This window comes from Streptomyces sp. RK62, from assembly GCF_018070255.1.
Classification (GTDB): Bacteria; Actinomycetota; Actinomycetes; order Streptomycetales; family Streptomycetaceae; genus Streptomyces; species Streptomyces nigra.
In genome coordinates this window covers 72,613-96,295 of sequence record NZ_JAGPYD010000011.1, presented here as the reverse complement: position 1 = coordinate 96,295, position 23,683 = coordinate 72,613, and the positions used below count along the sequence as shown (strand labels likewise).

22 protein-coding genes and 1 tRNA gene are annotated in these 23,683 nt (G+C 69.8%); 15 read left to right on the top strand and 8 right to left on the bottom strand.

What is annotated here, in order from left to right:
• Positions 1-90 precede the first annotated feature (90 nt).
• Together KBY32_RS21995 and KBY32_RS21990 are read left to right on the top strand one after the other, a co-directional pair.
• Positions 91-969 (top strand): NAD(P)-dependent oxidoreductase, encoded by an 879-nt coding sequence (locus KBY32_RS21995; RefSeq protein ID WP_210981304.1) that lies wholly within the window; start codon positions 91-93, stop codon positions 967-969.
• Positions 966-1,748: an SDR family NAD(P)-dependent oxidoreductase gene (locus KBY32_RS21990; protein WP_210981303.1), complete on the top strand. Its 783-nt coding sequence runs from the start codon at positions 966-968 to the stop codon at positions 1,746-1,748. The genes KBY32_RS21995 and KBY32_RS21990 overlap by 4 nt, the downstream gene beginning before the upstream one ends.
• 149 nt (positions 1,749-1,897) lie before the next feature.
• Here the strand turns inward: KBY32_RS21990 and KBY32_RS21985 are convergent, their stop codons facing one another.
• Both KBY32_RS21985 and KBY32_RS21980 read right to left on the bottom strand, forming a co-directional pair.
• Positions 1,898-2,110, bottom strand: coding sequence for a hypothetical protein (locus KBY32_RS21985; RefSeq protein WP_210981302.1), 213 nt, complete (start codon positions 2,108-2,110; stop codon positions 1,898-1,900).
• Positions 2,111-2,123: 13 nt separating this feature from the next.
• Entirely contained in the window at positions 2,124-2,489 is a 366-nt protein-coding gene (locus KBY32_RS21980) for a hypothetical protein (protein WP_210981301.1), read from the bottom strand.
• A 322-nt stretch (positions 2,490-2,811) separates the two neighbouring features.
• Here KBY32_RS21980 and KBY32_RS21975 point away from each other — a divergent pair, with 322 nt between their 5' ends.
• The 4 genes from KBY32_RS21975 to KBY32_RS21960 all read left to right on the top strand — a co-directional run bounded on the left by KBY32_RS21975 (position 2,812) and on the right by KBY32_RS21960 (position 6,642).
• Positions 2,812-3,507 carry a hypothetical protein gene (locus KBY32_RS21975; protein ID WP_210981300.1) on the top strand — a complete coding sequence of 232 codons (696 nt, stop codon included), beginning with the start codon at positions 2,812-2,814 and terminating at the stop codon, positions 3,505-3,507.
• Between the two features lie 386 nt (positions 3,508-3,893).
• On the top strand, positions 3,894-4,472 hold the full coding sequence (locus KBY32_RS21970; RefSeq protein ID WP_210981299.1) for a hypothetical protein: 579 nt from the start codon (positions 3,894-3,896) through the stop codon (positions 4,470-4,472).
• 278 nt (positions 4,473-4,750) lie between these two features.
• Positions 4,751-5,740 (top strand): HNH endonuclease, encoded by a 990-nt coding sequence (locus KBY32_RS35485; RefSeq protein WP_247689823.1) that lies wholly within the window; start codon positions 4,751-4,753, stop codon positions 5,738-5,740.
• A 437-nt stretch (positions 5,741-6,177) separates the two neighbouring features.
• On the top strand, positions 6,178-6,642 hold the full coding sequence (locus KBY32_RS21960; protein ID WP_247689822.1) for a hypothetical protein: 465 nt from the start codon (positions 6,178-6,180) through the stop codon (positions 6,640-6,642).
• Positions 6,643-6,824: 182 nt separating this feature from the next.
• Here the strand turns inward: KBY32_RS21960 and KBY32_RS21955 are convergent.
• A tRNA-Arg gene (locus KBY32_RS21955) sits at positions 6,825-6,897 on the bottom strand.
• A gap of 321 nt (positions 6,898-7,218) precedes the next feature.
• Here KBY32_RS21955 and KBY32_RS21950 point away from each other — a divergent pair.
• The 4 genes from KBY32_RS21950 to KBY32_RS21935 all read left to right on the top strand — a co-directional run bounded on the left by KBY32_RS21950 (position 7,219) and on the right by KBY32_RS21935 (position 13,463).
• Positions 7,219-8,826: a dynamin family protein gene (locus KBY32_RS21950; RefSeq protein ID WP_210981298.1), complete on the top strand. Its 1,608-nt coding sequence runs from the start codon at positions 7,219-7,221 to the stop codon at positions 8,824-8,826.
• Positions 8,827-8,829: 3 nt separating this feature from the next.
• Complete coding sequence (locus tag KBY32_RS21945; RefSeq protein WP_210981297.1) at positions 8,830-10,992, top strand: YfjP family GTPase; 2,163 nt, start codon at positions 8,830-8,832, stop codon at positions 10,990-10,992.
• A 310-nt stretch (positions 10,993-11,302) separates the two neighbouring features.
• On the top strand, positions 11,303-11,770 hold the full coding sequence (locus tag KBY32_RS21940; protein WP_210981296.1) for a single-stranded DNA-binding protein: 468 nt from the start codon (positions 11,303-11,305) through the stop codon (positions 11,768-11,770).
• 274 nt (positions 11,771-12,044) lie between these two features.
• The gene (locus tag KBY32_RS21935) at positions 12,045-13,463 is read left to right on the top strand and encodes a Cys-Gln thioester bond-forming surface protein (RefSeq protein WP_210981295.1); all 1,419 of its coding nucleotides are present in this window, start codon (positions 12,045-12,047) and stop codon (positions 13,461-13,463) included.
• A gap of 61 nt (positions 13,464-13,524) precedes the next feature.
• Here KBY32_RS21935 and KBY32_RS21930 read toward each other — a convergent pair whose 3' ends face one another.
• Positions 13,525-13,935, bottom strand: a complete 411-nt coding sequence (locus KBY32_RS21930) for a DUF5959 family protein (RefSeq protein WP_210981294.1) — start codon at positions 13,933-13,935, stop codon at positions 13,525-13,527.
• A gap of 139 nt (positions 13,936-14,074) precedes the next feature.
• Here KBY32_RS21930 and KBY32_RS21925 point away from each other — a divergent pair, with 139 nt between their 5' ends.
• A complete protein-coding gene (locus KBY32_RS21925; RefSeq protein ID WP_210981293.1) occupies positions 14,075-14,461 on the top strand; it encodes a hypothetical protein in 387 nt (128 codons plus the stop codon).
• 817 nt (positions 14,462-15,278) lie between these two features.
• On the opposite strand, the gene KBY32_RS21920 is transcribed toward KBY32_RS21925, so the two are convergent.
• On the bottom strand, positions 15,279-16,037 hold the full coding sequence (locus tag KBY32_RS21920; protein ID WP_210981292.1) for a hypothetical protein: 759 nt from the start codon (positions 16,035-16,037) through the stop codon (positions 15,279-15,281).
• A gap of 285 nt (positions 16,038-16,322) precedes the next feature.
• Between KBY32_RS21920 and ettA the strand changes: the two genes are divergently transcribed.
• From ettA to KBY32_RS21905, 3 genes are read left to right on the top strand one after another with little or no spacing between them, the layout of a single operon-like run.
• Positions 16,323-17,987 (top strand): energy-dependent translational throttle protein EttA, encoded by a 1,665-nt coding sequence (gene ettA / locus KBY32_RS21915; protein ID WP_079033791.1) that lies wholly within the window; start codon positions 16,323-16,325, stop codon positions 17,985-17,987.
• A 6-nt stretch (positions 17,988-17,993) separates the two neighbouring features.
• Positions 17,994-18,422: a thioesterase family protein gene (locus tag KBY32_RS21910; protein ID WP_055623919.1), complete on the top strand. Its 429-nt coding sequence runs from the start codon at positions 17,994-17,996 to the stop codon at positions 18,420-18,422.
• On the top strand, positions 18,419-19,111 hold the full coding sequence (locus KBY32_RS21905) for a hypothetical protein (protein ID WP_210981291.1): 693 nt from the start codon (positions 18,419-18,421) through the stop codon (positions 19,109-19,111). Before KBY32_RS21910 ends, KBY32_RS21905 begins: the two co-directional genes overlap by 4 nt.
• Positions 19,112-19,131: 20 nt before the next feature.
• On the opposite strand, the gene KBY32_RS21900 is transcribed toward KBY32_RS21905, so the two are convergent.
• Entirely contained in the window at positions 19,132-19,545 is a 414-nt protein-coding gene (locus KBY32_RS21900; RefSeq protein WP_115508605.1) for a globin, read from the bottom strand.
• 99 nt (positions 19,546-19,644) lie between these two features.
• Here KBY32_RS21900 and KBY32_RS21895 point away from each other — a divergent pair, with 99 nt between their 5' ends.
• Complete coding sequence (locus tag KBY32_RS21895) at positions 19,645-20,634, top strand: methyltransferase domain-containing protein (RefSeq protein ID WP_210981290.1); 990 nt, start codon at positions 19,645-19,647, stop codon at positions 20,632-20,634.
• 95 nt (positions 20,635-20,729) lie between these two features.
• Here KBY32_RS21895 and KBY32_RS21890 read toward each other — a convergent pair whose 3' ends face one another.
• On the bottom strand, positions 20,730-22,187 hold the full coding sequence (locus tag KBY32_RS21890) for an FHA domain-containing protein (RefSeq protein WP_210981289.1): 1,458 nt from the start codon (positions 22,185-22,187) through the stop codon (positions 20,730-20,732).
• A 94-nt stretch (positions 22,188-22,281) separates the two neighbouring features.
• On the bottom strand, positions 22,282-23,622 hold the full coding sequence (locus KBY32_RS21885; RefSeq protein ID WP_210981288.1) for a VWA domain-containing protein: 1,341 nt from the start codon (positions 23,620-23,622) through the stop codon (positions 22,282-22,284).
• Positions 23,623-23,683: the final 61 nt, after the last annotated feature.

The following is a 23,683-nucleotide window of genomic DNA, read 5'->3' as shown; positions in this document are numbered from 1 at the left end:
ATCACTCCTCCGTCGGTTCCGATGAGGGGACTCTACGGAACGGGGGTGACGGCGCCGGTGGTTGTACGGTGATCGCCAGGGAGGGTCACCTTGTCACGACGCGTACTCGTCACCGGAGGCAGCGGTTTCGTGGGCGGCCATGTCACGGCGGAGCTACGGGAGTTGAGGGACGAGCCTGTCCAGCTACGCCTCCTCCTCCGCGAGACGGGGCACGTAGGCCAGGAGGTCGAGACCGTCCGGGCGGACCTGACCGACCCGTCGACCCTGCGCGGTGTCTGCGACGGCGTGGACGTGGTCCTGCACTGCGCGTCCCATGTGGGCTCCGACGAACGCCTCACGACGGCCGTCAACGACCACGGCACGCACGCCCTGGTCGAGGAGGCGCTGCGTGCCGGGGTCGGCCGGATCGTGTACGTGAGCACGGCCGCCGTGTACGGCCGGGGCCCTTTCACCAGGGCCCTCCCGTCCGACCTGCCGCTCGCCCCGGCATCCCCGACCAGCCGCGCCCGAGCAGCCGCCGAACGGCATGTCCTGGACGCGGGCGGCATCGTTCTGCGCCCCCACCTAGTGCTCGGCCCAGGCGACCGCTGGGTGGAACCGGGCCTGGCGGCCCTGCTCACAGCACTGTCGGCGGGCCTGAAGGACTGCGAAGCCCGCCACTCGTACGTGGAGGTGACGGCACTGGCGAGGGCGGTGGTGACGGTGGGTCTCTCGGACGAGACCTGGACAGGCGCCCACCATGTGAACGGGGCGCGCCCCGCCCGGACTTCGGAGCTGCTGCAGAGAGCGTCGAGGCTGGTGCCCCACCCCCTGCCGGGCGCTCCACTCACGGTGGAGGAGGCGAGGGCGAGACTCCGGGACCAGCCGCGTCTCCTGCACCACCTGGAGATGCTGGCGGTGGACCACTGGTTCGTGGACGAGGTGGTGGACGAGGACTTCTGGACCCGGCAGGGGGTGGAGTCTCGGTGACAGCCGAACGCCCCCTGACGGGAAAGGTGGCGCTGGTGACGGGCGCGGGCCGGGGCATCGGCGCGGCGATCGCCCGACGCCTGGCCCGCGACGGGGCGCTGGTCGCGGTGCACTACGGACACAGCGAGGACGCGGCGGGGAAGGTTGTGGCGGAGATCCGGGAGGCGGGCGGCAGCGCATTCACGGTGGGGGCGCTGCTCGGGGTACCGGGAGACGCGGAGGCGGTGTTCTCGGCATTCGACGCCGGCCTGCAAGAGGAACTCGCAAGCCCTGGGCCGGCCGTACTGGACATCCTGGTGAACAACGCGGGAACGAGCGGTTCGGGCCCGCTGGAGAAGGCGACGTCCGACATCTTCGACCGCATGATGGCGGTGAACGCGAAGGCGCCGTTCTTCCTGGTGCAGCAGGCGCTGCCGCGGCTGCGGGAGGGAGGCCGCGTCATCAACATCTCATCGCTGGCCTCCCGCCGTGCCTTCCCGGAATCGCTGGCGTACGCGATGTCCAAGGGCGCGCTGGACACGATGACCCTGGGCCTGGCGAAGGAACTCGCCCCGCGCGGCATCACGGTCAACGCGATCGGCCCCGGCTTCATCGAAACGGACATGAACGCCCGTCGTCGTACGACCCCGGAGGCCCGAGCCGCTCTGGCGGCGCGCTCGGCATTCGCTCGCATCGGCGCGCCAGCCGACGTGGCCGACGTGGTGGCTTTCCTGGCGTCGGAGGACTCGCGCTGGATGACGGGGCAGTACGTGGAGGTGAGCGGCGGGACGGACATGTGAGACGAGCCGCCGGCCGGCTGTCACAGGTCCTGAATCGAGGACGAAGAGGCCTGAGCACGGCGGAGGAAGCTTGTTGGCGTTGTCAGTCGTCGGTGCCGGCGGCCTCTTCGAGCAGGCCCAAGGCGTGGTCATGGAAGCGGCGTTCGGCGTCACGGCATGGGGCGGCGAAAGAAGGCCCGCTGAGCTTCGGCGAGGTCGGTGTTCAGCAGGCGCATGGTCACGACCACGGCTTCCACTCCGTCGCACCCGTGGTCCTTGAGGAACTGCTGGAGTGCGTCGGTGTCGCCGGTCGCCTCCCAGAAGGGCCGGGCGGTCTCCTGCATGACAGCGATACGCGCTGCCCGTTCCGCGTCGAACCCCACGGGACCGCCCCTCCTACTCCAGCCCCGCAGGCGTGCCGGCGTCCGCTCCTCGCCGCCGGAACACCCGTCGGGTGCCCCGCCTGAACAGGATGAAGACCGCACGGAAGACCATGAACACAGTGGTGAGGGCGAACGCACGGGCAAGCATGTCGATGATCGTCGTCCAGGAATCGGACAGCTCGAGAAGGACCGACAGCTCCCCGAGCGCCGTGGCCACGCCGAACATGAACGGCAGCCATTCCCAGTGAGTCCGTGAGCCCCGCACGACTGCTGTCTGCCGCTTGTGCCGCCTCCGACGAGTCACCGAACTGAGGACGACGCTCAGGACGATCATCGAAGCGGGCACCCACAGATCCGACCAATGCACCGTGAGCTGCACGGTTCCGCCCCCTTGCTGTCTCAGCCCTGCCCATACGGGCGGTGAGCCTACCGCTCGGCCGGCGACGGCCTCAGACCCCATCACCTGCAGTGGACCGCTCTGGATTTGCCGAGGAATCCTCCTGCCGCCGAGAACACCGCCGTCGGAGACACGAAACGCCCTGGAGGGGAGAGCCCTTCTTTCCGACGGCCGGACGCGGGCCACGGGAGCCTGTGCCGGGCGCCGGCGGTGGCTGTACTTCGTTGCTGTACCGATGACCTCGAATCCGCTGCCATACGTATAGGGATCGCGCCGGCGCGCCGAGCGGGCGATGATCTGTCGCGTGACGGACACAGCAGGCTCGGGCGTCGACGACGATAAGGGGTGGACAGAGCGTTTGGCGTGGGCTTACGGCTTGATAGCACCGGACTCCGCCGAACGTGCCTCTGCCCTTGCCCGACTGGTCCGTGCAAGAGAAGAGGCTGAGTGTGCTCGTCTCCGGGTCAACGAGACTTGGCTCCCGAGCCCTAGGTTGCGGGTCACGGCGCGGGACCGGGCAGCTGCCCAGAAGGCATACAGCGAGGCGGCAAGTCGCTGTATGCCCGAAGCCCTGTGGAGTGCGCCGGCCTCTGGGGAGATCAACACGTGGGCGGGGCTGCCCTTCGCCATGTTGTTCCTGGAATGGGAGGCCCGGTACCCACAGGAGTGGACCCAGCACGCGAAGGCGTGGGGTACGAAGCAATCCTTGATACGGCAGCTGGCCATCGCCAACCACGACGGCCAGGTGAGAACGAAGCTGGTCGATCTGGTCGACCTCGCTGTCCAGCGGCCCTATCGGTGCAAGGACCGTGAGTACGTGCGTGTGGCCCGGGCGGTAGACGGAGGCGAACTGCGCGGCAGGCTCCACAGGGCTTATCGCTCGGAGAACCCGTGGGCACAGCTCCACGCGGGCTACGTTCTCTGGCTCCTGGATCATCCCGAGGTGCCGAACACCCGACATGTCTGGAGAACGTGGCTTTCCGACACCCACACCTCCTGATCCAGGCGCACGCCTTCCAACCATCATGAACATCCACGCGCACGCCGACATGACGGAGAAACGGGCCGCTCTGGATCGGCTGGGGAGCCTGCTGGCCGTCGAGTGACGGGGACGTTGCCGTCAGCGCTGCCGTCAGAGACACGAAACGCCCTGGAGGGAAGATCCCCTCTGGGGCGTTTTTACTGGTGGCGGGTGGCGCCCCCGGCAGGACTCGAACCTGCGGCCAAGCGCTTAGAAGGCGCTCATCCGATGACGAGGTCCGGCCCGCCCGAGCAGCCCGTTCGTGGCTCGGACGACGCTCGCGCAGCCGACTTCGACACACATTCGACTCTGGAGACTTTGCGGTCCGAGCCCCACTGCGGAACTCGAACGGCATCATCCTGCACATGGATGCTGGGATAGCTGCCGTGCTTGGCGCGGCCGTGGGAACTCTCGGAACAGTTGCAACAGGTTGGACCTCGCGCTCTGTAGCCAAGATGCAGATGCGGGTCGACTCCATGCGCGAACGCAGAGATCCTCGAAGATCTTCGTATGAGTCCTTCGCCTCGGCTGCTGTAGCTCTTCACACTCACCTTGAACCGTGGATCACGTTCGGACGTCATCTCGAGCGCAAGGCGCCGGCAGACGCTGAACCTTGGGACGGTGTGGTCTACGTGAGCCAGCAAAGTTTCAAGGATGGATACGTGCAACGTGCTGTTGAACTGGCAGATGAGGTAAGCCGCTACGGGCGCCACGTGATTCTTGACGGGCCAGCTGGTCTCGAGCCCTCTGTGACCAAAGTGAGCGACACCGCCGGCACCCTCGTTTCCCTGTTCAGGATCATGCAGACCCTGCACCAAGTGGCGGACGCCGAGGGGAGATCGGCGATGGCTTACAACCCTTCGCAGCTTCCGGACCAGCTCAAGTCACTGGAGCAGAACGTTCGGACGTTCCTCCTGCAAGCAGGTGCCGCCCTGGATGACTAGAACAGTTCTCCGGGCCTGGGCATGGTGCTACCAGTGTCGCAGATCGAATCGGGGAGCCCAGGCCAGAGCGGGATGGGCGCGGTCACCCGTGGGTGTCCTCTGTCAGCGTTGGTCAGCCTCGGACGGCCCAGGGGATAAGCGTCGTGGGCCCCGACTGCTAGAGCTCGGCATCACTCGTGGCCTAGCACTTCAGGTGCAGCATCAGCTACTTCGACTGCTGGATGTCAGTGCGGTCTGCCATGCTCCGAGTGCCAGACAGACCGTGGCCTAGGGGGCTCGTGGCCAAGAAGATGCGACAGCAGACGCAGAAGAAGAAGACCCAAAAGGGCGTCGCGATTTACCATGACATGAAGGTGTACGAGAACTTCGAGCGGAGTGCTATTCGCATTTTCGAATGCATCAAGGCGGCCGAGAAAAGATCGCCAGGCGCCCCGCGGTTTCTCTACATCGACATCCAGGGGCACAGGAATGAAGCTGGCGGATACGACCACGACGCCCTTGAATTGATCAAAGACTTCGCGCTCGGATTTCTGGGGGGCTACCTAACGGAGATTCATACTCCCCTTTACGGTGCACGGAACCCGCGTAAGCAGTGTAATGACATTCCAGACGTCTTGCGGATCAATCATCCAGACGATGGCAGCAAGTACGGGTACGACGCCGGATCGCTAGGAATTCAGCCCCGAGAGAAGGAGCCAGTCGACAGGAAGACGGCGCCCACCGTACGGGCGATTGCCGAATATCTAGGCCTGGAGGAAGCTGCCTGCCTGGTGTGCTGGCGTAAGCCTGTCGAGCGGGCACACGTTGTCCCGACTGCGCTCGGAGGCTCGATGGATGTCAGAAATTTTGCACTGCTGTGTTCAGACCATCACGCCGAGGCTCCGGATGTGGCTGATGCGGAGAGCTTCTGGGCGTGGATTGACTACGCAGAGCTCAGGGACAGTCCGGACAAGTGGGTGGTCGCACCCGAAGAGGTGAAGGAACTTCTACGTAGGCACAATGTCCCGACCGGAAAGGAACCCCGCGAACCTTTGTCCTTCTTTTCGGCGGTGAAGGAGGAATTGAAATCCCTCTACGGCTGGACGGATGATGATCTCGCGGCAGTAGCCTGGCCGGACCTGATGGATGAGTTCCATCGCGTCCTGGACACGGCAACAGGGCGACACTTCTCTATCGATAAAAAAGTCTCCACTTACGCCTGGGCCTATGACATCGCCCTGAGGAGGGTCAAGGGAGATGCCCGCCGTGTCGTACGTGACAGTCCATGACGTAGGTCGGCGGAGCGGCTTTGGGGCGAGTGATCATGGCCCCGTAAGCTTCCGGCGCGTCGGGCAGTCTGTGGACCTGCCTGGTAAAGCACGACGTTGGGGCCATGATCTTAGAGGCTCTCCCCAAAGTGGCTGCCTAAAGCCGTGGAGTCGACCGCCCCAGCCGCAGAGAGTGTGTCTTCCTGCTTCATGCCCGCAGCCGCGAGCGCGCCGCCGGGCGCGGCCAGCCGGGGCGCAGACAGGAGGCAGGCCGCGCCGCAGAGGCGGCGCGCGCCCGCGCCGCGCGCGGGCCTTGGTGAAGTAGGGAAAGTCTTATCCCTCGGGCTGCGACCACTCGGCTCGGTACTCGTCCCGCAGGCTAAGAACGGCTCGACCGCCAGGATGCCGGCGTCTTCGGCCTCGCGCTCGATTTTTGCGGCCCACCCGGCGGAGCTGTTGTGCCCGAGCCGCTGCCGTGGTCACTCGGTGAACGGTCCTTGAACCGGTTGGCTCCAGACGGAGACACGCGTACCGTGCCGGGCCATCCCGCCCTCACTCGCATCCTGCGACAGCGCATCGAGGACGAAGGACTCAAGCCGGGTGATCTTCAGTTCCAGGGAGAGAACGGCGACATCCTCGCGGGTTCGGTCATCCGCCGGGCCTGGCGGAGCGCTCGCAGGGCAGTACTGCCTCCCTACCTCTTCGAGTCGCCGACTGGTAAGCGGGTGTACGACAACCGGCACACTCGCCTGACCAAGTGGCTCAACGACGGGGTGCCGCCCGCTCAGGTGGCCGATTGGGCCGGGAACAGTGTGCCTGTACTGCTCGCCACCTACGCACGATGCGTCGAAGGGCAGCTGCCGGACCTAAAGAGGCGGCTCGAAGCCGCGGGGGATCTGCCCGACCTGGCCGACGCCGACTGAGCCGCCTGCTGGCGCAAGGCTTCGACACGTATTCGACACAGCGACCCGTAAAAACCCGGTGACAGCCGGACAGCCCCGGAGTCTCCCCATGATCGGCAGGGGAGTGCCCCGTGCTGCGTCATGTCGGGCGGTACCTGCTCTGAACAGCAAAAACGCCCTCCCGAGGGAGGGCGGAGACTGGGCGCCCCCGGCAGGACTCGAACCTGCGGCCAAGCGCTTAGAAGGCGCCTGCTCTATCCACTGAGCTACGGGGGCCGGGTGTGGTGGCCTCGTTCGTGGTGCCCGGGTGTGGGCCGTTCCGTGACGTTGCCGGGGACAAGGATAGGGCTCCCGCATCCGTGTCCCTGTCGCTTCGCCTCCGTGGCTCGATGTGGAGGTTCGGTGAAGCGGTCCTGATAATCGCAGGCAGGTACGAATCGTGCACTGCTTTTGGCCTCTCGCGCACCGGGTGTTGTGCACTCGTTATGCCTGGACTATGCCTCTGTCCCGGTCGTCCCTTCCGTCCCTTGTGTCCTATCGGCACGCAGACATGGCCATATGCTTCAGAAATCCCCTAAAATTGGGCATTCTTCGCATGTGGTGACCTTGGACGTACGGCCTCAGCTGCTCGACGCACTTTCCGCCCTGCGCGACCGTGTCGCGGCCGCACGCTTCCCGCTGCCCCTGGCAGGGGCGCCACGCGCGCGTGCCAACCGTGACGAACTGCTCGCACAGCTCGACGACTATCTGGTGCCCCGCCTCAAAGAGCCCGAAGCGCCGCTCCTGGCCGTCGTGGGCGGGTCCACCGGCGCCGGCAAGTCGACGCTCGTCAACTCGCTCGTGGGCCGGCGCGTGACCGAAGCGGGGGTGTTGCGACCCACGACACGCACCCCGGTGCTGGTCTGCCATCCGGACGACCATCACTGGTTCAGCGGGATGCGTGTCCTACCCGACCTCACGCGCGTGTGGGCGCCCGAACAGGACCCAGCCGAGGAGCTGATGCTGCCCGGTGAGGAGACCGAGCGCGTCCTGCGGATCGAGACCGCGGACACGCTCCCCACCGGACTCGCCCTCCTCGACGCGCCCGACATCGACTCCCTGATCGCGGACAACCGCGCCCTGGCCGCGGAGCTCATCTGCGCCGCCGACATCTGGATCATGGTGACGACGGCCGCCCGGTACGCCGACGCGGTGCCCTGGCATCTGCTGCGCACCGCCAAGGAGTACGACGCCAGCCTCGTGACCGTCCTGGACCGGGTCCCCCACCAGGTCGTCTCCGAGGTGTCCCGGCAGTACGGCGCCCTGCTCACCAAGGCGGGCCTCGGCGAGGTGCCCCGCTTCACCGTCCCGGAACTGCCCGAGTCGGCCTGGGGCGGCGGACTGCTCCCGGCCACCGCCGTGGCGCCGCTGCGCACCTGGCTCGCCCATCAGGTCCAGGACCCCGCGGCCCGGGCCCACGCCGTGGCCCGTACCGCCAACGGCCTGCTCGACTCCCTCAAGGCCCGTATGCCCGAACTTGCCGGGGCCGCCGCCGCCCAGTACGCCGCCGCGCTCCGGCTGACCGGCGCGGTCGACGCCGCGTACGACAGCGAGTACGCACGCGTGCGTGGCCGGCTCCAGGCCGGTGCCGTGCTCGCCGGTGACGCCCTCAAACGGTGGCGGGCCTTCCCCCTCGACTGCACCGCCGGGGAACTCCTCGACTCGCTGGTCGAGAGCCTGAGCACCCTCCTCCTGTGCGCCGTCACGGCCGCCGACGAGCGTGTCGACGATGCCTGGCGGCGCGAACCGGCCTCCTCCGCGCCCGAACTGACGGTCCGGGACCCGCTGCCGGAGAGCGTGGAACACCGCATCGGCGTCGCCGTACGGCGGTGGCGCCGGGAGCTGGAGGAGTACGCCGAGGACGAGGTCACCGACCTCGAGCGGACAGCGCCCCCGGACCCCGAGGTCGTCACCGCGCTCGTCGCCACGGCGCTGCTCGGCGGGCGCCGGGCCCGTTCCGCCGGGGAGGGACTCGCCGAGCGGATCGGCGCCCATGGCGCGCTGCGGCTGCGCGACCGGGCCGGACGGCTCCTCAACGAGCACCTGGACCGCGTCATGTACAGCGAACGCGAGCGCCGGCTTGCCCCGCTCGACGCGCTGGAGGTCCACCCGGACCCCCAGGCCGAACTCATCGCCGCGTTGTCCGTACTGCAGAAGGAGAGGTGACCGGTGACTGCCGTCACTGACCAGGACCACACGGAACACGCCGATCAGCAGGAGGACGGCGGCCACGGCGCCCCCGAGGAGGCCCTGCCCGGCCCGGTCGGGGCCGACGCCCAGGAGCCGGAGCGGCGCAAGCTCTGGAGGAAGCCCGTGAAGAGGGAGGCGGTGGTGGGCGGCGCGCCCTCTGACGACGCCCACGCGCGCGAGGAGCGTATGGCGGCGGCCGGTGACACGCCGGTCCGCGACGGCGCTCCCGGCGACCTCGACGGCCCCGCACACGCGCGTGCCGATGTGTCCGAGCCCGGAGGCCGTCAGGAGGACGGGGAAGGGGCGGATGGAGGTGGGGGCGCGTCGTCCCCTCGTGCCTCGGCCGCTTCATCGGCTGGTTCCGCGTCGTCGTCCGACGGCTCCGGCGCGCATGCCCCGTCCGAGTCGTCGTCCTCCGGTACGGCGGAGTCCTCGAGCCCCTGGGACGACGGGCTGATCGCGCGGCGCGTCAACGAGACGACCACCGCCTCCGAGCAGTCCGCGATCGTGGAGCCCCGTGTGTCCGTGTCGCCGCACGCCGTGACGCCGCTCGCCTACGACGGGCCGTTGCGGTCCCGGCTCGACGCGCTGCGCGAACTCGTCGGGTTGTCGCGTACGCGGCTCGACAACCGGACGCTGTCCGAGGCCGGACGGGTGCTCGACGAGGCGGCCGCCCGGCGCAGGCTGTCCGGGCAGCACACGGTCGTCGCCATCGCGGGCGCCACCGGAAGCGGCAAGTCGCAGCTGTTCAACGCGCTCGCCGGCGTCACCATCTCCGAGACCGGCGTACGGCGGCCGACGACCTCCTCGCCGCTCGCGTGCAGTTGGAGCGACGGCGCGGCCGGGCTCATCGACCGCCTCGGCATCCCGCCCCGGCTGCGCCGCCGCCCCGCGCAGAACGCGGCGTCGGACGGGCAGCTGCGCGGGCTCGTCCTGGTCGACCTGCCGGACCACGACTCGGCGGCCGTCCAGCACCGCGAGCAGGTCGACCGGGTACTGGGGCTCGTCGACGCGGTCATCTGGGTGGTCGACCCGGAGAAGTACGCCGACGCGATCCTGCACGAGCGCTATCTGCGGCCCATGGCCGGGCACGCCGAGATCATGTTCGTCGTCCTGAACCAGGTCGACCGGTTGCCCGGGGAGGCCACCGACCAGGTCCTCGACGATCTGCGGCGGCTGCTGGACGAGGACGGCATCGCGCTGGGCGAGCACGGTGAGCCCGGTGCCGTCGTGCTCGCTCTGTCCGCGCTGACCGGGGAAGGCGTCGGGGACCTGCGGGAGGCGCTCGGGCAGTTCGTGGCGGAGCGGGGTGCCGCGGCGCGCCGTATCGCCGCCGACGTGGACGCCGCCGGGTGGCGGCTGCGGCCGGTGTACGCGGCGAGCAGGCGGACGGGGCTGACCGAGGAGGCGCGGGACGAGTTCTCCGCCCGGCTCGCGGACGCCATCGGCGCCACCGCGGCGGGGGAGGCCGCCGAACGGGCCTGGCTGCGCAACGCCAACCGCGCCTGCGGGACGCCCTGGCTGCGGCTGTGGCGGTGGTACCAGGACCGCGGCGAGTCGACGACCGGACGGCTGTCCCCGCGCGTCCAGGCGGACGAGGAGGCCACCGCGCGCCAGCGTGTCGAGCAGGCGGTGCGGACGGTCGCGGAGCAGGCCTCGGCCGGGCTTCCGACGCCGTGGGCGCAGGCGGTGCGCGAGGCGGCCGTGAAGGGCGCCCAGGGGCTGCCCGAGGCGCTGGACGATCTCGGGGCGCGGGCCGGACTGCCGCCCGGGCGTCCGCCGCGGCCGGGCTGGTGGCCGGCGGCCGTGCTGGTGCAGGCGTCCATGACGATCCTCCAGGTCGTCGGCGGGCTCTGGCTGGCGGCGCAGATCATCGGCGTCATGACGCCCAACCTGGGCGTGCCGGTGCTGCTGATGGTGGCCGGCATCATCGGCGGGCCGCTCGTCGAGTGGGGCTGCCGGATGGCGGCCCGCGGACCGGCACGCCGTTACGGCCAGGAGGCGGAACGGCGGCTGCGGGAGGCGGCGGCCGGGTGCGGCCGGGCCCGGGTGCTGGATCCGGTGGCGGCGGAGCTGCTGCGGTACCGGGAGGTTCGGGAGCAGTACGGGAGGGTGATGGGGGTGGGGTCGTCGGCGCGGTGAGTGAGCTGGTCCGCAAGCCGGGATCGGTCCCGTCGGGGGCGGCCGGTTGCCCCGACGGGCGGACCGGTCACCCACACGAGCGGCGGAGATATCCACAGACCCGGCCCTGGTCCACAGGGCTCAGCGGGCTCGGCCCGACGGAGGCAGTCTGGCTTCGCGGCGATCGCGACGGACGTGATCGGCCGCGGCGCCGGCGCCGCACCCCGGACGTACCGGGGGCGTGGCCGGCAGGCCGGACGCAGCCGTACGGGACGGGCCCGTACGCGTGTCGGCCCGGCGGCAGGGCGGCCGGGCCGGGGAGGGGTTCGAGATGAACGAGACGATCATCTGCGCGGTGGGCAACGTGGCGACGCAGCCGGTGTACCGGGAGCTGCCGACGGGGCCGTCCGCGCGGTTCAGGCTGGCGGTGACCTCGCGGTACCTGGACCGCGCGAAGAACGAGTGGACCGACGGACACACCAACTTCTTCACGGTGTGGGCGAATCGGCAACTCGCCACGAACGCGGCGGCCTCGCTGAACGTGGGCGACCCGGTCGTGGTGCAGGGCCGGCTGAAGGTGCGGTCGGACGTGCGCGACGGGCAGAGCTGGATGTCGGCGGACCTCGAGGCGACGTCGATCGGCCACGATCTCGCGCGCGGCACCTCGGCGTTCCGGCGCGCGTCCCGGCCGGAGCCGGGCGCCGCCGCCGCGAGCGCGCAGCCCGAACCGGAGTGGGAGACACCCCCGCCCACGGATTCTGAGAGTCAACAGCCAGACAAGGCAGCGGTATTGACGTGACGTCAGTCACAGACGCGGACTGCTGACCGGACTGCGGCTTATCGGCGAATGCGTTCCGAACGACCCGGTGGATTTGTCGATAAGCCCTGCCCGCGAAGGGCCCGCAAAGGATCTTGGCGATAACGATTACGAGTCGGATCGGCCGTCCGGCGGGATCCCGGGGAAGCGTGGTGCGCCGCGTACCTAGGATGCCGGGCATAGCTCACGGGGCTTCTGATTCTGCTGGTGGGACCGTACCCCCCACGTCAACGGGTCCTGCTCGAAGGGGAATTTAGTGTTTGCTGCGTTCTCCGCGCTGTCGTTGCGCGGGCGAGGGGCGGCCCGTTTCGCCGCCGCGACCCTGGTGTCCGGACTGGTCGCCGCCTCCGTGGCGGTCGGAGCCGGCACGGCCGCGGCCGACGGAGCGACGCCGAGCCAGGGCGGGGCGACCGCCACGATAGGCGGCCTCAAGACGTACGGTGCCGCGGTCGTGCACACCGACACCGGCGACCAGCAGCTCTCGGCCGGTCTGTTCGAGATGTCGGTCGATGGCGGTGGCGCCCTCCAGACGTACTGCGTCGACATCCACAACCCCACGCAGCGCGACGCGAGATACCGCGAGACCCCGTGGAGCGCCACCTCGCTCGGCGCCAACCAGGACGCGGGCAAGATCCGCTGGATCCTCCAGAACTCCTACCCGCAGGTGAACGACCTGGCCGCGCTCGCCGGCCGGGCCGGGGTCGACGGCGTCCTCACCCAGCAGGACGCGGCGGCCGGTACGCAGGTGGCCATCTGGCGCTACTCCGACGGCGTGGACGTCGAGGCCGTCGACCCGCAGGCCGAGCGGCTCGCGGACTACCTGGAGGAGAACGCGCGGAACACGGCCGAACCCCGGGCGTCCCTGACGCTCGACCCGCCCGCGGTCTCCGGTCACCCCGGAGAGCGGCTCGGGCCGGTGACGGTGCGCACGGACGCGGACAGCGTGACCGTGACCCCGCCGGCGGACGCCGCGACCAGCGGGGTGCGGATCGTGGACCGGGACGGCCGGGCCGTCACCTCGGCCGTGGACGGCAGCCGGCTGTTCTTCGACATTCCCGAGAAAGCGGCGGACGGCCAGGCCGAGCTGACCGTGCAGGCCTCGACGACCGTGCCGGTGGGACGCGCCCTGGCGGCGGACAGCCGCAGCCAGACGCAGATCCTCGCCGGTTCGAGCGAGTCGACGGTCTCGGCGACGGCGAGCGCCACCTGGGCGAAGTCCGGGGCCATACCGGCACTGTCGGCGGTGGAGAACTGCGACAAGGGCGGTGTGGACATCACCGCGTCGAACAAGGGCACCGAGGCGTTCACCTTCGAACTGCTCGGGATCGAGCACACCATCGCGGCCGGCGAGTCGCGCACGGTGACCGTCCCGCTGCAGGAGGACCAGGCGTACGACTTCACGATCCAGGGGCCGGGCGGCTTCCAGAAGCGGTTCGCGGGTGTCCTGGACTGCATGACGCGGGCCGGTGAGGCCGACGTGTCGGGCAGCACGACGCAGACCCTGAGCGAGCCGACCCCGGTCACGGTCGGCTCCCCGCCCGACGACACCAATCTCGCCGCGACCGGCGGCTCCGACATGACCCCGCTCATCGCCGGCCTCGCGATCGGCCTGGTCGTGATCGGCGGCACGGTCCTGGTGGTCCTCCGCAAGCGGGAAGCCCGGACGCAGGGCTGAGGCCGCCTGACCGCTGCTCGCGTCGTGCCGTGCAGGACGGCGCGGTGACGGCCGCACAGCCTCAGGACTCTCCGTACACCTCGCGCATCCGCCGCAGACGGATCTCATGCTCCTCGATCCACTGCGGCGGAGGTTCGAGCCCGAGGGCCACCGTCAGCCGGTCGGGATCGTGGACGGAGAGGGAGAGCCGGCCGCTGTCGCTCGGGTGGAAGTAGAGCCGCAGCCCCCTGCCGCCCTGCGCCCAGCCCGCGCCCTCACCGACACCGAGACGCGCCAGCGCCTCCTCCCACTCGTCGAGAAGGTCAGGCCAGATATGCGTGTCCAGGCGAGCCTGCACGAAGTCCACGCTGATCAGACACTCGGCCCGGATGGGGCCCAGCAGGATGCCGGGGGGCTCGACGGCGCGCAGTACGAGCGAGACGTCCTCCCCGTCGGACAGATGTATCAAGTCGACGGGAACCCGCTCGTCCATCTCGCTGTCCCCTCTGACGGGCAGGTTCACACACCTGCTCGACCCGCAGGCCAGCGTAGTGGGGCATGATCACTCGCCCCGAGTCAGCTCCAGCCCAAAGCCCTCCACCGACCGTGCGGGTCCTGTCCGGGAGGAACTCATGGCAGAACCGATCCCCTACACCAGCTTCCCGGGCTTCGACGGCACCAGCCTGGAGGACAGCTTCGTCCTGGAAATCCAGGCAGCACCGGGCCGACTGAACATCACGCTGGACCTCATGATCGGGTGGGCCCATCCGTCGTTCCGGGACCCACTCGAGGGTGAGGTGGCCTGCTTCCGTAAGGCGGTGATCGAGTTCCCCGCAGTTCGGGAACTCGCCTGGACCCGCCAGAGCAGTGTCAGGCCGGCAATGGATGACAGCGGCGAGCAGGACTGGGGTGGGATCGATGTACTGCGACAGCTCGGGGCCGTCTACCAGCTCGAAGGAAACTGGGGAGCCATCGAGGTCGCATCTCAGGAGCCGATCGTACGGATCATCGGCAGTTGATCTGCGGTACAGCAGAGAAGTACAGCAACGGTGGCGAATGCAGGAGAACGTCCAGCGTGGCTGAGGCCGGTGGGGATGCGGCGAGGCACACGCGTGCGTGATTGGTCTACGGACCCGCCATCGGGGCTGACTGCCGTCGGCTGAGGATCAGGCACTCCTGGCGCAGGTGCGCCGAGGGATGTACGAGGCGAAGGTGCGTGCTGCTCGCGTGCCAGATCCTGCGGGGAGTCAAGGGGAACAGCGGGGATCAGCCACAGGCGGGAGCCGGACTTGGTCACTGCCTCGCCGCAGGTCGACTCAACAATCGCTCGCAAAGCTCCAAGCTTCCCCAGCTGAGGGCTCCCGCCACATGCCCAGGGTCCCTGAAGAGTTCAGAGCAGGTCCCGCCAGAAGGGGCCCGTCGCTCGCACTTCTTCGGCTACTGGCCTCATGCATGATGCTTCCGCCTGCCAGGGTCAACCCGTGGCGACGGATGCAAGTGACTACGAGAAGGCAATGCCGATCGTGGCAGCCCACCTTGCCAAGATCGAACGAGCGGTTACCCGGACCCGCGCTTCCCACGTGGGACAGCCTTTCGCAGCAGTCCATCAGGCGCTTGTCGAAGCACTACAAGACGAGGGGGCCGAACGCGTCGTGCCCCAGGTCATCGAGGAGTTGGCGCGCCAGATCTCTGAGGCAGGAACCGGACCCTCGGGAGCGACAGGGTGAGTGTCCAACTGCGCGACAACACCGACGTACACCGGTGAACGGACGCGGACTGGTACGGACCATCAGCGTAGATGACGAGCCCAGCAGCCCAAGGCTGCGTGCACCTAAGCTAAAGGCCGTCGTGCTCGATCAGCGAGCCGCCGGAGCCGAACGTGTACACGCGTGGCGGTCCCATGGTTTCCGTGGCCCTTCGCAGCTGCGCTTCCTCCTCTGCGGGATCAGGGCGGTGCGGGTCCCGCACCTGGAAGCCGTGCAGTCGGATGTTGTCTGCGTCGACGTCATCCGGTTCGGGACGGCCCTCCTGGATGAAGCCGCAGAGCGCCCGCAGCGCATCTTCGCCCAGATCCAAAGGGTGAAAGGGCAGGGCGTACGGCTCTTCCTCCTCGCCGGGCCACGGGACGATGTCGGCCGGGCGGTCTCCGGCCCAGTAGGGCAGTTCGAAGGGGAGCGGTTCGCCGATGTTCTCGATGATGCCGCTGTCCGGAGACAGGCTCAGGGAACGGACGAGACGTCCGTCCTCCCACACGGCGAATGCCAGCCAGTCGACGACGCTGTGCATGGCGTGCAGGACGAGCCGTCGGCCAGCGCTTGCCGCCACGAGGTGTTCGGGGAGCTGAGAGGGGGCGTCGATCATCACCCTCTGATCACCGATAACGTCCACGCCAGGCCAGCTGGCCGCGTACGCCGTCCCCTTCGGGGGGTACACGCCATCCCAGAGGGTCGAGCCCTCGCACTCCTCGATCTCCCAGCCTGAGTAGAGCCGCCGCATCAGTGCGACCGTCCGATCAAGGTCCGCCGCCCCCACTCGTCGCAGCAACCCCGGCACGTCGCTGTCGGCGTACACCAGCAGCCCCGTCTTGGCTCCCAAAGCCCCTCCCCAAAGCGTTGCCCTTGATGGCGGACGCACCATAGCGGCACGCACTGACAACGGAGGTGACTCATTTCGCCTGCCCGGCTGGGCCGTCTCTGGGCCGTGTGAGGGCGCCCGAGGCCGACCAAGGGCCACCGACAGTGACAGTCGAGCTGGAGCCGCCATCCACGAAGTGCCAGGTCAGAGCCTCCTGACCTAACGCGTTTCCGCCCAGGGGTGGCGGTGCGGCAAGATGGGGTGTATCTGCCCACTGCCTGATTTCAAGCTGCCGGACGGTTTCTCTTGGCTGAGTTCATTTACACCATGCGCAAGGCGCGCAAAGCGCACGGCGACAAGGTGATCCTCGACGACGTCACCCTGAACTTCCTCCCTGGTGCGAAGATCGGCGTCGTCGGCCCGAACGGCGCCGGCAAGTCGACGGTTCTGAAGATCATGGCGGGCCTCGAGCAGCCGTCGAACGGTGACGCGTTCCTGTCTCCCGGCTACAGCGTCGGCATCCTGCTGCAGGAGCCCCCGCTGAACGAGGAGAAGAACGTCCTGGAGAACGTCCAGGAGGGTGTCGCCGAGATCAAGGGCAAGCTCGACCGGTTCAACGAGATCGCCGAGCAGATGGCGACCGACTACTCGGACGCGCTGCTGGACGAGATGGGCAAGCTCCAGGAGGAGCTCGACCACGCCAACGCCTGGGACCTCGACGCGCAGCTCGAGCAGGCCATGGACGCCCTGGGCTGCCCGCCCGGCGACTGGCCCGTCACGACGCTCTCCGGTGGTGAGCGCCGCCGTGTCGCGCTGTGCAAGCTGCTGCTGGAGGCGCCCGACCTGCTGCTCCTCGACGAGCCCACCAACCACCTCGACGCCGAGTCGGTGAACTGGCTGGAGCAGCACCTCGCCAAGTACGCGGGCACCGTCGTGGCCATCACCCACGACCGGTACTTCCTCGACAACGTCGCCGAGTGGATCCTCGAGCTCGACCGCGGGCGCGCCTACCCCTACGAGGGCAACTACTCCACGTACCTCGAGACCAAGCAGACCCGTCTCAAGGTAGAGGGGCAGAAGGACGCGAAGCGCGCCAAGCGGCTCAAGGAAGAGCTGGAGTGGGTGCGGTCCAACGCCAAGGGGCGGCAGGCCAAGTCCAAGGCGCGTCTGGCCCGCTACGAGGAGATGGCGGCCGAGGCCGACAAGATGCGGAAGCTGGACTTCGAGGAGATCCAGATCCCGCCGGGCCCCCGCCTGGGCAACATCGTCGTCGAGGTCAACAACCTCACCAAGGGCTTCGGCGAGAAGCTGCTCATCGACGACCTGAGCTTCACGCTGCCGCGCAACGGCATCGTCGGTGTCATCGGCCCGAACGGCGCCGGCAAGACCACGCTGTTCAAGATGATCCAGGGTCTGGAGACGCCGGACTCCGGTTCCATCAAGGTCGGCGACACCGTCAAGATCTCGTACGTGGACCAGAGCCGCGAGAACATCGACCCGAAGAAGACGCTGTGGGCCGTCGTCTCCGACGAGCTGGACTACATCAACGTCGGTCAGGTCGAGATGCCGAGCCGGGCGTACGTGTCCGCGTTCGGGTTCAAGGGTCCGGACCAGCAGAAGCCGGCCGGTGTGCTCTCCGGCGGTGAGCGCAACCGGCTGAACCTCGCGCTCACCCTCAAGCAGGGCGGCAACCTGCTGCTCCTCGACGAGCCGACCAACGACCTCGATGTCGAGACCCTGAGCAGCCTCGAGAACGCGCTGCTGGAGTTCCCCGGGTGCGCCGTGGTCGTCTCCCACGACCGGTGGTTCCTGGACCGGGTGGCCACGCACATCCTCGCCTACGAGGGTGACTCCAAGTGGTTCTGGTTCGAGGGCAACTTCGAGTCGTACGAGAAGAACAAGATCGAGCGGCTGGGTGCGGACGCCGCCCGTCCGCACCGTGCCACCTACAAGAAGCTGACCCGGGGCTGATCGATCTTGCGGCACCTCTACCGCTGCCCACTGCGCTGGGCGGACATGGACGCGTACGGCCACGTCAACAACGTGGTGTTCCTCCGCTATCTGGAGGAGGCCCGTATCGACTTCCTGTTCCGCCCGGAGAAGGACTTCCAGCAGGGGTCCGTGGTGGCGCGCCACGAGATCGACTACAAGCGGCAGCTCGTCCACCGGCACACCCCGGTGGACATCGAGCTGTGGGTCACGCAGATCAGGGCCGCGTCCTTCACCATCACCTACGAGGTAAAGGACGGTGACGTGGTGTACGTCAGGGCGTCGACGGTGATCGTGCCGTTCGACTTCGAGGCCCAGCGGCCGCGCCGGATCACCGCGGAGGAGCGGGAGTTCCTCCAGGAGTACACGGACGACGGCCGCGAGCAGGCCGGCGAGGAGGAGGCCGTCGCCGCATGACGGTGCTCCAGCTCGCCGACGAGGGGGAGGCGGCGGATCTCGCGGCCTTCCTCTCCCGGCTGCTGCACTACGACCGCGGCGCCGCCGTCCGCCTGCAGGCCGCCGGCACGGCCCTCGCCGTGTTCGGGCGGCCGCCCTCCTTCGAGGTGCTGGCGATCCGCGCGGTGCGGCTGGCCAAGCCGTACGAGAACGGCCTCGACGTCACGCTGGACGTGACCGTCTCCGCCGGTGAACTGCTGGAGTCCGTCGACGAGGCGGCGGCCACGGCCGTCGTCCCGGCGGCGGTCACCGGCCCGCCGTGGGCCGGGGTGCTGCCCCCGCGCGGCGGCTGGCGGCGCGAGCCGGGCCTGCCGGCGCCGGACGCGCTGCGCGCCCTGGTGGACGCGGTGGTCGCCGAGTTCCGCACCCGCACCGGGGAGTTGCCGCCCGAGCGGCGCACTCGCCCCGAACTCGACCGGATGGGGCGGGAGATCTGGTCCCGCACGGTCGGCGACACCGGGCTGCCGGTGCGGGCCGTGCACGCCGCCCAGTCGCTGGGCTTTCTGCGCGGCCGCGCGGGCGCACCGGCGCAGGACCAGCCGCCGGTGGTGCTCTTCTCGTCGGGCGCCTGGCTCCGGCTGCGCACGCCCTTCGGGTCGATAGCCGTACGCCGGGCCGGGCTCGGGGCGCTGGACGTCAGCGTCCGCTGACCGCGGCGCCCCGGGCGGGCTCAGCCCGCCGTGTTGACCATGGACGCCGCCGCGTACGTCAGATAGCTCCACAGCGTCCGCTCGTGCTCCTCGGAGAGGCCGAGCTCGTCCACGGCATCCCGCATGTGCTTCAGCCACGCGTCGTGGGCCGCGCGGTCGACGGTGAACGGGGCGTGGCGCATCCGCAGCCGGGGGTGGCCGCGGTTCTCGCTGTACGTGGAGGGTCCGCCCCAGTACTGGATCAGGAAGAGGGTCAGGCGCTCCTCGGCGGGACCCAGGTCCTCCTCGGGGTACATGGGCCGCAGGATCGGGTCCTCCGCCACTCCCTCGTAGAAACGGTGGACGAGGCGGCGGAAGGTCTCCTCCCCGCCGACCTGCTCGTAGAAGGTCTGCTCCTGAAGCGTGCCGCGCCGAATCTCATTCACATCGTCCATGGTCTCAGACGCGGGGACGGAGGACTCCAGGCTTAGGACCACCCCCTCGTCAGGCGGGGGAGGGTCGCCCCGCGGCGGCTTCCGCAGGACAGTGGACGTATGAGCGCGCAGGTTTCCGACGAGGACCTCGAGGAGCTCGCCGCCTCGGCGCGGGCCGCGCTGGTGCGCGAGATCGATCGCACCGGCGCGTGGGCCGACGACCCGGTGTGGCGGGACGCCTTCGAGCAGGTGCCGAGACATCTCTTCGTGCCGTACTACTACGTCGGCGTCAGCGGCGGCTACGAGCGGCGCTGGGGCGAGAGCCCGGACCCGGCGGCGCGGGCGCGCTGGATGCGCGGGGCGTACGCCGACGTCCCGCTGGCCACCCGGCTGCGCGACGGCGAACTCCTCTCCTCCAGCAGCCAGCCGTCGCTGATGGCGATGATGCTGGTCGCGCTGGAGGTCGCGGACGGCCACCGGGTGCTGGAGATCGGCAGCGGCACCGGCTACAACGCGGCCCTGCTCGCACACCGGCTCGGCGACGACGACCTCGTCACCACCATCGACCTGGAACCCGAGATCACCGAGTCGGCGCGACGTCATCTGGAGGCCGCCGGACACCGGCCCGCCGTGGCGACGGGCGACGGGGCGCGCGGGGTGCCCGAGCGCGCCCCCTTCGACCGGATCATCGCGACCTGCACCCTGCCGTCGATCCCGCGGGCCTGGCTGGCCCAGTGCCGCCCCGGCGCGCGCATTCTGACGCCGTTCGCCACCGGACTGGTCGCGCTGACCGTGACGGACGCCGAGCACGCCGAGGGGCGGTTCCTGGCGACGCCCGCCTACTTCGTGCCGCTGCGCGGGGCGTCCCGGTCGCAGCCGGAGTCCGTCCCGGTGGGCGGGCTGCCGCGCGGGGCCAGGGACGACGAGCTGTTCCGCTTCCTGCTGGCGCTCACCCGGGGCGGCCTCGACCCGCAGGAGGCGTACACCCTCTGGGAGCGGGAGGACCGGCCCCGGCGGGAGCGGTACGGGATCACCGTGAGCGGCGAGCGGGCGTGGGCCTGGCTGGACGACCCCGAGGGGCCGTACGTCTGGCAGCTCCCCGGCGGCTGAGCGGGCGCCGGGCAACTGGTGCGTACGGCGAAGGGGCGGCCGTACCGGCGCCTGCACGCCGTACGACCGCCCCTCCGTGAGCCGGAGTGCGGGAGTTATCCGCGCCGGATCGTGATCGTCGTCCACGCCCCGACGTGCACCCGGTCGCCGTCCTGGAGCGGGACGGGGACGAAGGGCTGGATCGGGTCCTCGGAGTTGTTCACCGTGGTGCCGTTCGTCGAGTTCTGGTCGACGACGGCCCAGGTGCCGTCCGGCTGCTGGACCAGCACCGCGTGCTGGTGCGAGACACCCGGGTCCTCCGGCGGCACCGACAGGTCGATGTCGGGGGACTCGCCGGTGGAGTGCCGGCGGCGGCCGATGGTGACCTGGTTGCCGGTGAGCGTGCGCTGCTGCTCGGGCGAGTACGCGGGCAGGTTCAGACCCGCGGCCTCCGGGCCGGAGCGCTGCATCATCGCCATGAAGTACTCACGGTCCGGGCCGATGGTCGCGGTCCAGGTCGCCGGCTGCTGCCCGTAGCCGGGGCCGGGCGGCGGTGCCTGGCCGGGACCCTGCTGCGGATAGCCGTAACCGCCCTGTCCGGGACCGCCCGGCGCGCCCTGGCCGGGGCCCGAGGACGGGGGCGGGATCACCCAGTCGTCCTGGCCGCCGCCGAAGGACGGGCCGCCCTGCTGCGGACGGTTGCCCTCCTGCGGGTAGCCGGACGGAGCCTGCGGGGCCGACGGGCCGGGGCCTGCCGGGTGGAAGGCCTGCGGTGCGCCACCGCCCGCGCCGGGGCCGGGCTGTGTGGGGGCGGGTGGCGGGGGAGCCTGCCGCGAGGGGTCGCCGAAGCCGCCGGGTCCGCCAGGACCGCCAGGACCGCCACCGGGACCACCGGGACCACCGGGGCCGCCGCCGAAGCCACCAGGGCCGCCGGGGCCGCCGTGACCGCCAGGTCCACCGGGGCCACCGTGCCCACCCGGTCCGCCATGACCGCCCTGGCCGCCGCGGCCGGGGCCGCCCTGGCCCTGCGGGTCCGCGCCGAACGGCGGGATCGGCTCGGCCGGGCGGTTCACCTGGGACGGGCGCGAGCCCTGGTAGTCGTACGAGTCACCGCCGCCGAACGACGGCGGGGGACCCGACTGCTGCTGGAAGTGGGAGGGCAGGCCGGGGCCGCCGGGCGCCGGGGGGCGCGGGGCGGCGGGCGTGTACGAGGTCGCCGTGTTCGTCAGGAAGTTCCACCGGCACTCCTCGCAGAAGGGCGCACCGCCCTCACGGGGCGTGCGGCACTGCGGGCAGAGCTCGGGCTCACGGCCGCCGGGCATGGGCGGAAGGCCACCCTGCTGACCGGGGTTCGGGCCACCGGGACCGCCATGACCACCGGGGCCCCCATGACCACCGGGGCCGCCATGGCCCCCCGGACCACCGGGGCCGCCGGGCGGCGGGAAGCCGTAGCCGCCGGGGGGCGGGGGCGGGGGCGGCGGCGGAGGGGGAGGTACGGCACCGGCCATGCGGTGACCGCAGACCTCGCACCAGTCGTCGGAACCCGACTGGTGTCCGTTCGGGCAGGTCGGCATGTCGGCGCTTCCCCCTCTCCTTTCCGGTCGTTCTCGACCGGATTTCTTCCCACCCCGAGGGGCCAGGCTCGATGCTTCTACAGGGTCCTGCTGGTCACTTCTTTACACGAACAGTCTTTGTCGACCGTGTCTCGAGTGTCATCTCGTCGGCCTCCGCGACCTTCGCCTTCAGTCGCACAGTACCCGTCGCGGCATCGACCACGTCCACCACCTTCGCAAGGAGTTTCGCGGTATCCGCGTTTCCGGAGGCGCCGGCGAGCTGAACGGCACGGCCCAGTTTGGCCGTTGCCCCATCGATATCGCCCGCTTTGCGGAGATCGAGCCCTTCTTGGATGGCCTGCGCCAGTTCGGCCTGGCCGGTGTAGTGGGCGACTTGGGGGTTGATCGACGTCGAAGCGGTCATGTCGTCGGTCCATACGGCCCGTACGAGACCTTGTGCGCCCAGGTTCTGAGCACTTCCGTCCGGTTGGGGCACGATCAGGGAGACCCGGGCGGCGAGCATCTCCTGGCCCACTCCGGCGGCCGGGACCTCCACGCATACGTGGTAGTCACGGGACTCGTCGCCCCAGGAGCCCGTGGGGTAGTCGCCGGCGCGCGGTCCGGCCTCGGTGCGGCGGCCGGTCAGCTCCTCGACCGTGGGCGCGACCTGCTTCACGAACCTGATCGTGGTGCCGACCGGCGTCCACACCCGCAGGGCGACGTCCGCGACCTCCTTGCCCATCGCGGTCTCCATCATCCGCGTGAAGTCGGCGGCCAGACCGGCCGGGTCGGCGACGATGTCGGCGCTGCCGAGGAGGGCGGAGGCGATGGATGTGACTTCTTTCACTTCCCAGTCGGTGCCCACGCCGCGGGCGTCACAGGTGAACCGCCCGGCACAGGCGTCCAGCGCCGCCTTCAGGTCCTCGGGCGACTCGTGCTCGTTGCGGCCGTCGGTGAGCAGGATGCCGTGCCGGATGGCGACGTCGGCGGAGGAGAGCAGCCGGTCGGCGAGGCGCAGCCAGGTCCCGATGGCGGTGCCGCCGCCCGCGCTCAGCCTGCGCAGCGCCTGTTTGGCCTGCTCACGGGTGACGGCGTCGGCGACCGCGAGGCGGCCGCCACCCGGGTAGACCTCCTTGGCCACATGGGTGCCGCCGATCACGGCGAAGTGGACGCCGTCGCGCAGGCTGTCGACGGCGGCGGCCGTGGCGTCGCGGGCGTTGCGCATCTTGGTCGGCGGATAGTCCATCGAGCCGGAGCAGTCGACCATCAGCGCGACGGCCGCGCCCGCGTCCGGGCCCGCCGGGCGGGGTGCGGCGGTCGCCCCGGCGAGGGTGCCGCCACCTGTGGAGGTGACGGTGACGATCGCGTTGACCTCGCGGCCGCCCTCCGGCAGGTACTCGTTCTGGTACACGTCCACCGAGAACCGCGGCACGCTTGGTTTTGAAAAGTTGGCCATTTCTGATCAAATCCCCCTGAGAAACCCCGAGCTGGGGTCATGGCAGTCGACGGACCGGTCC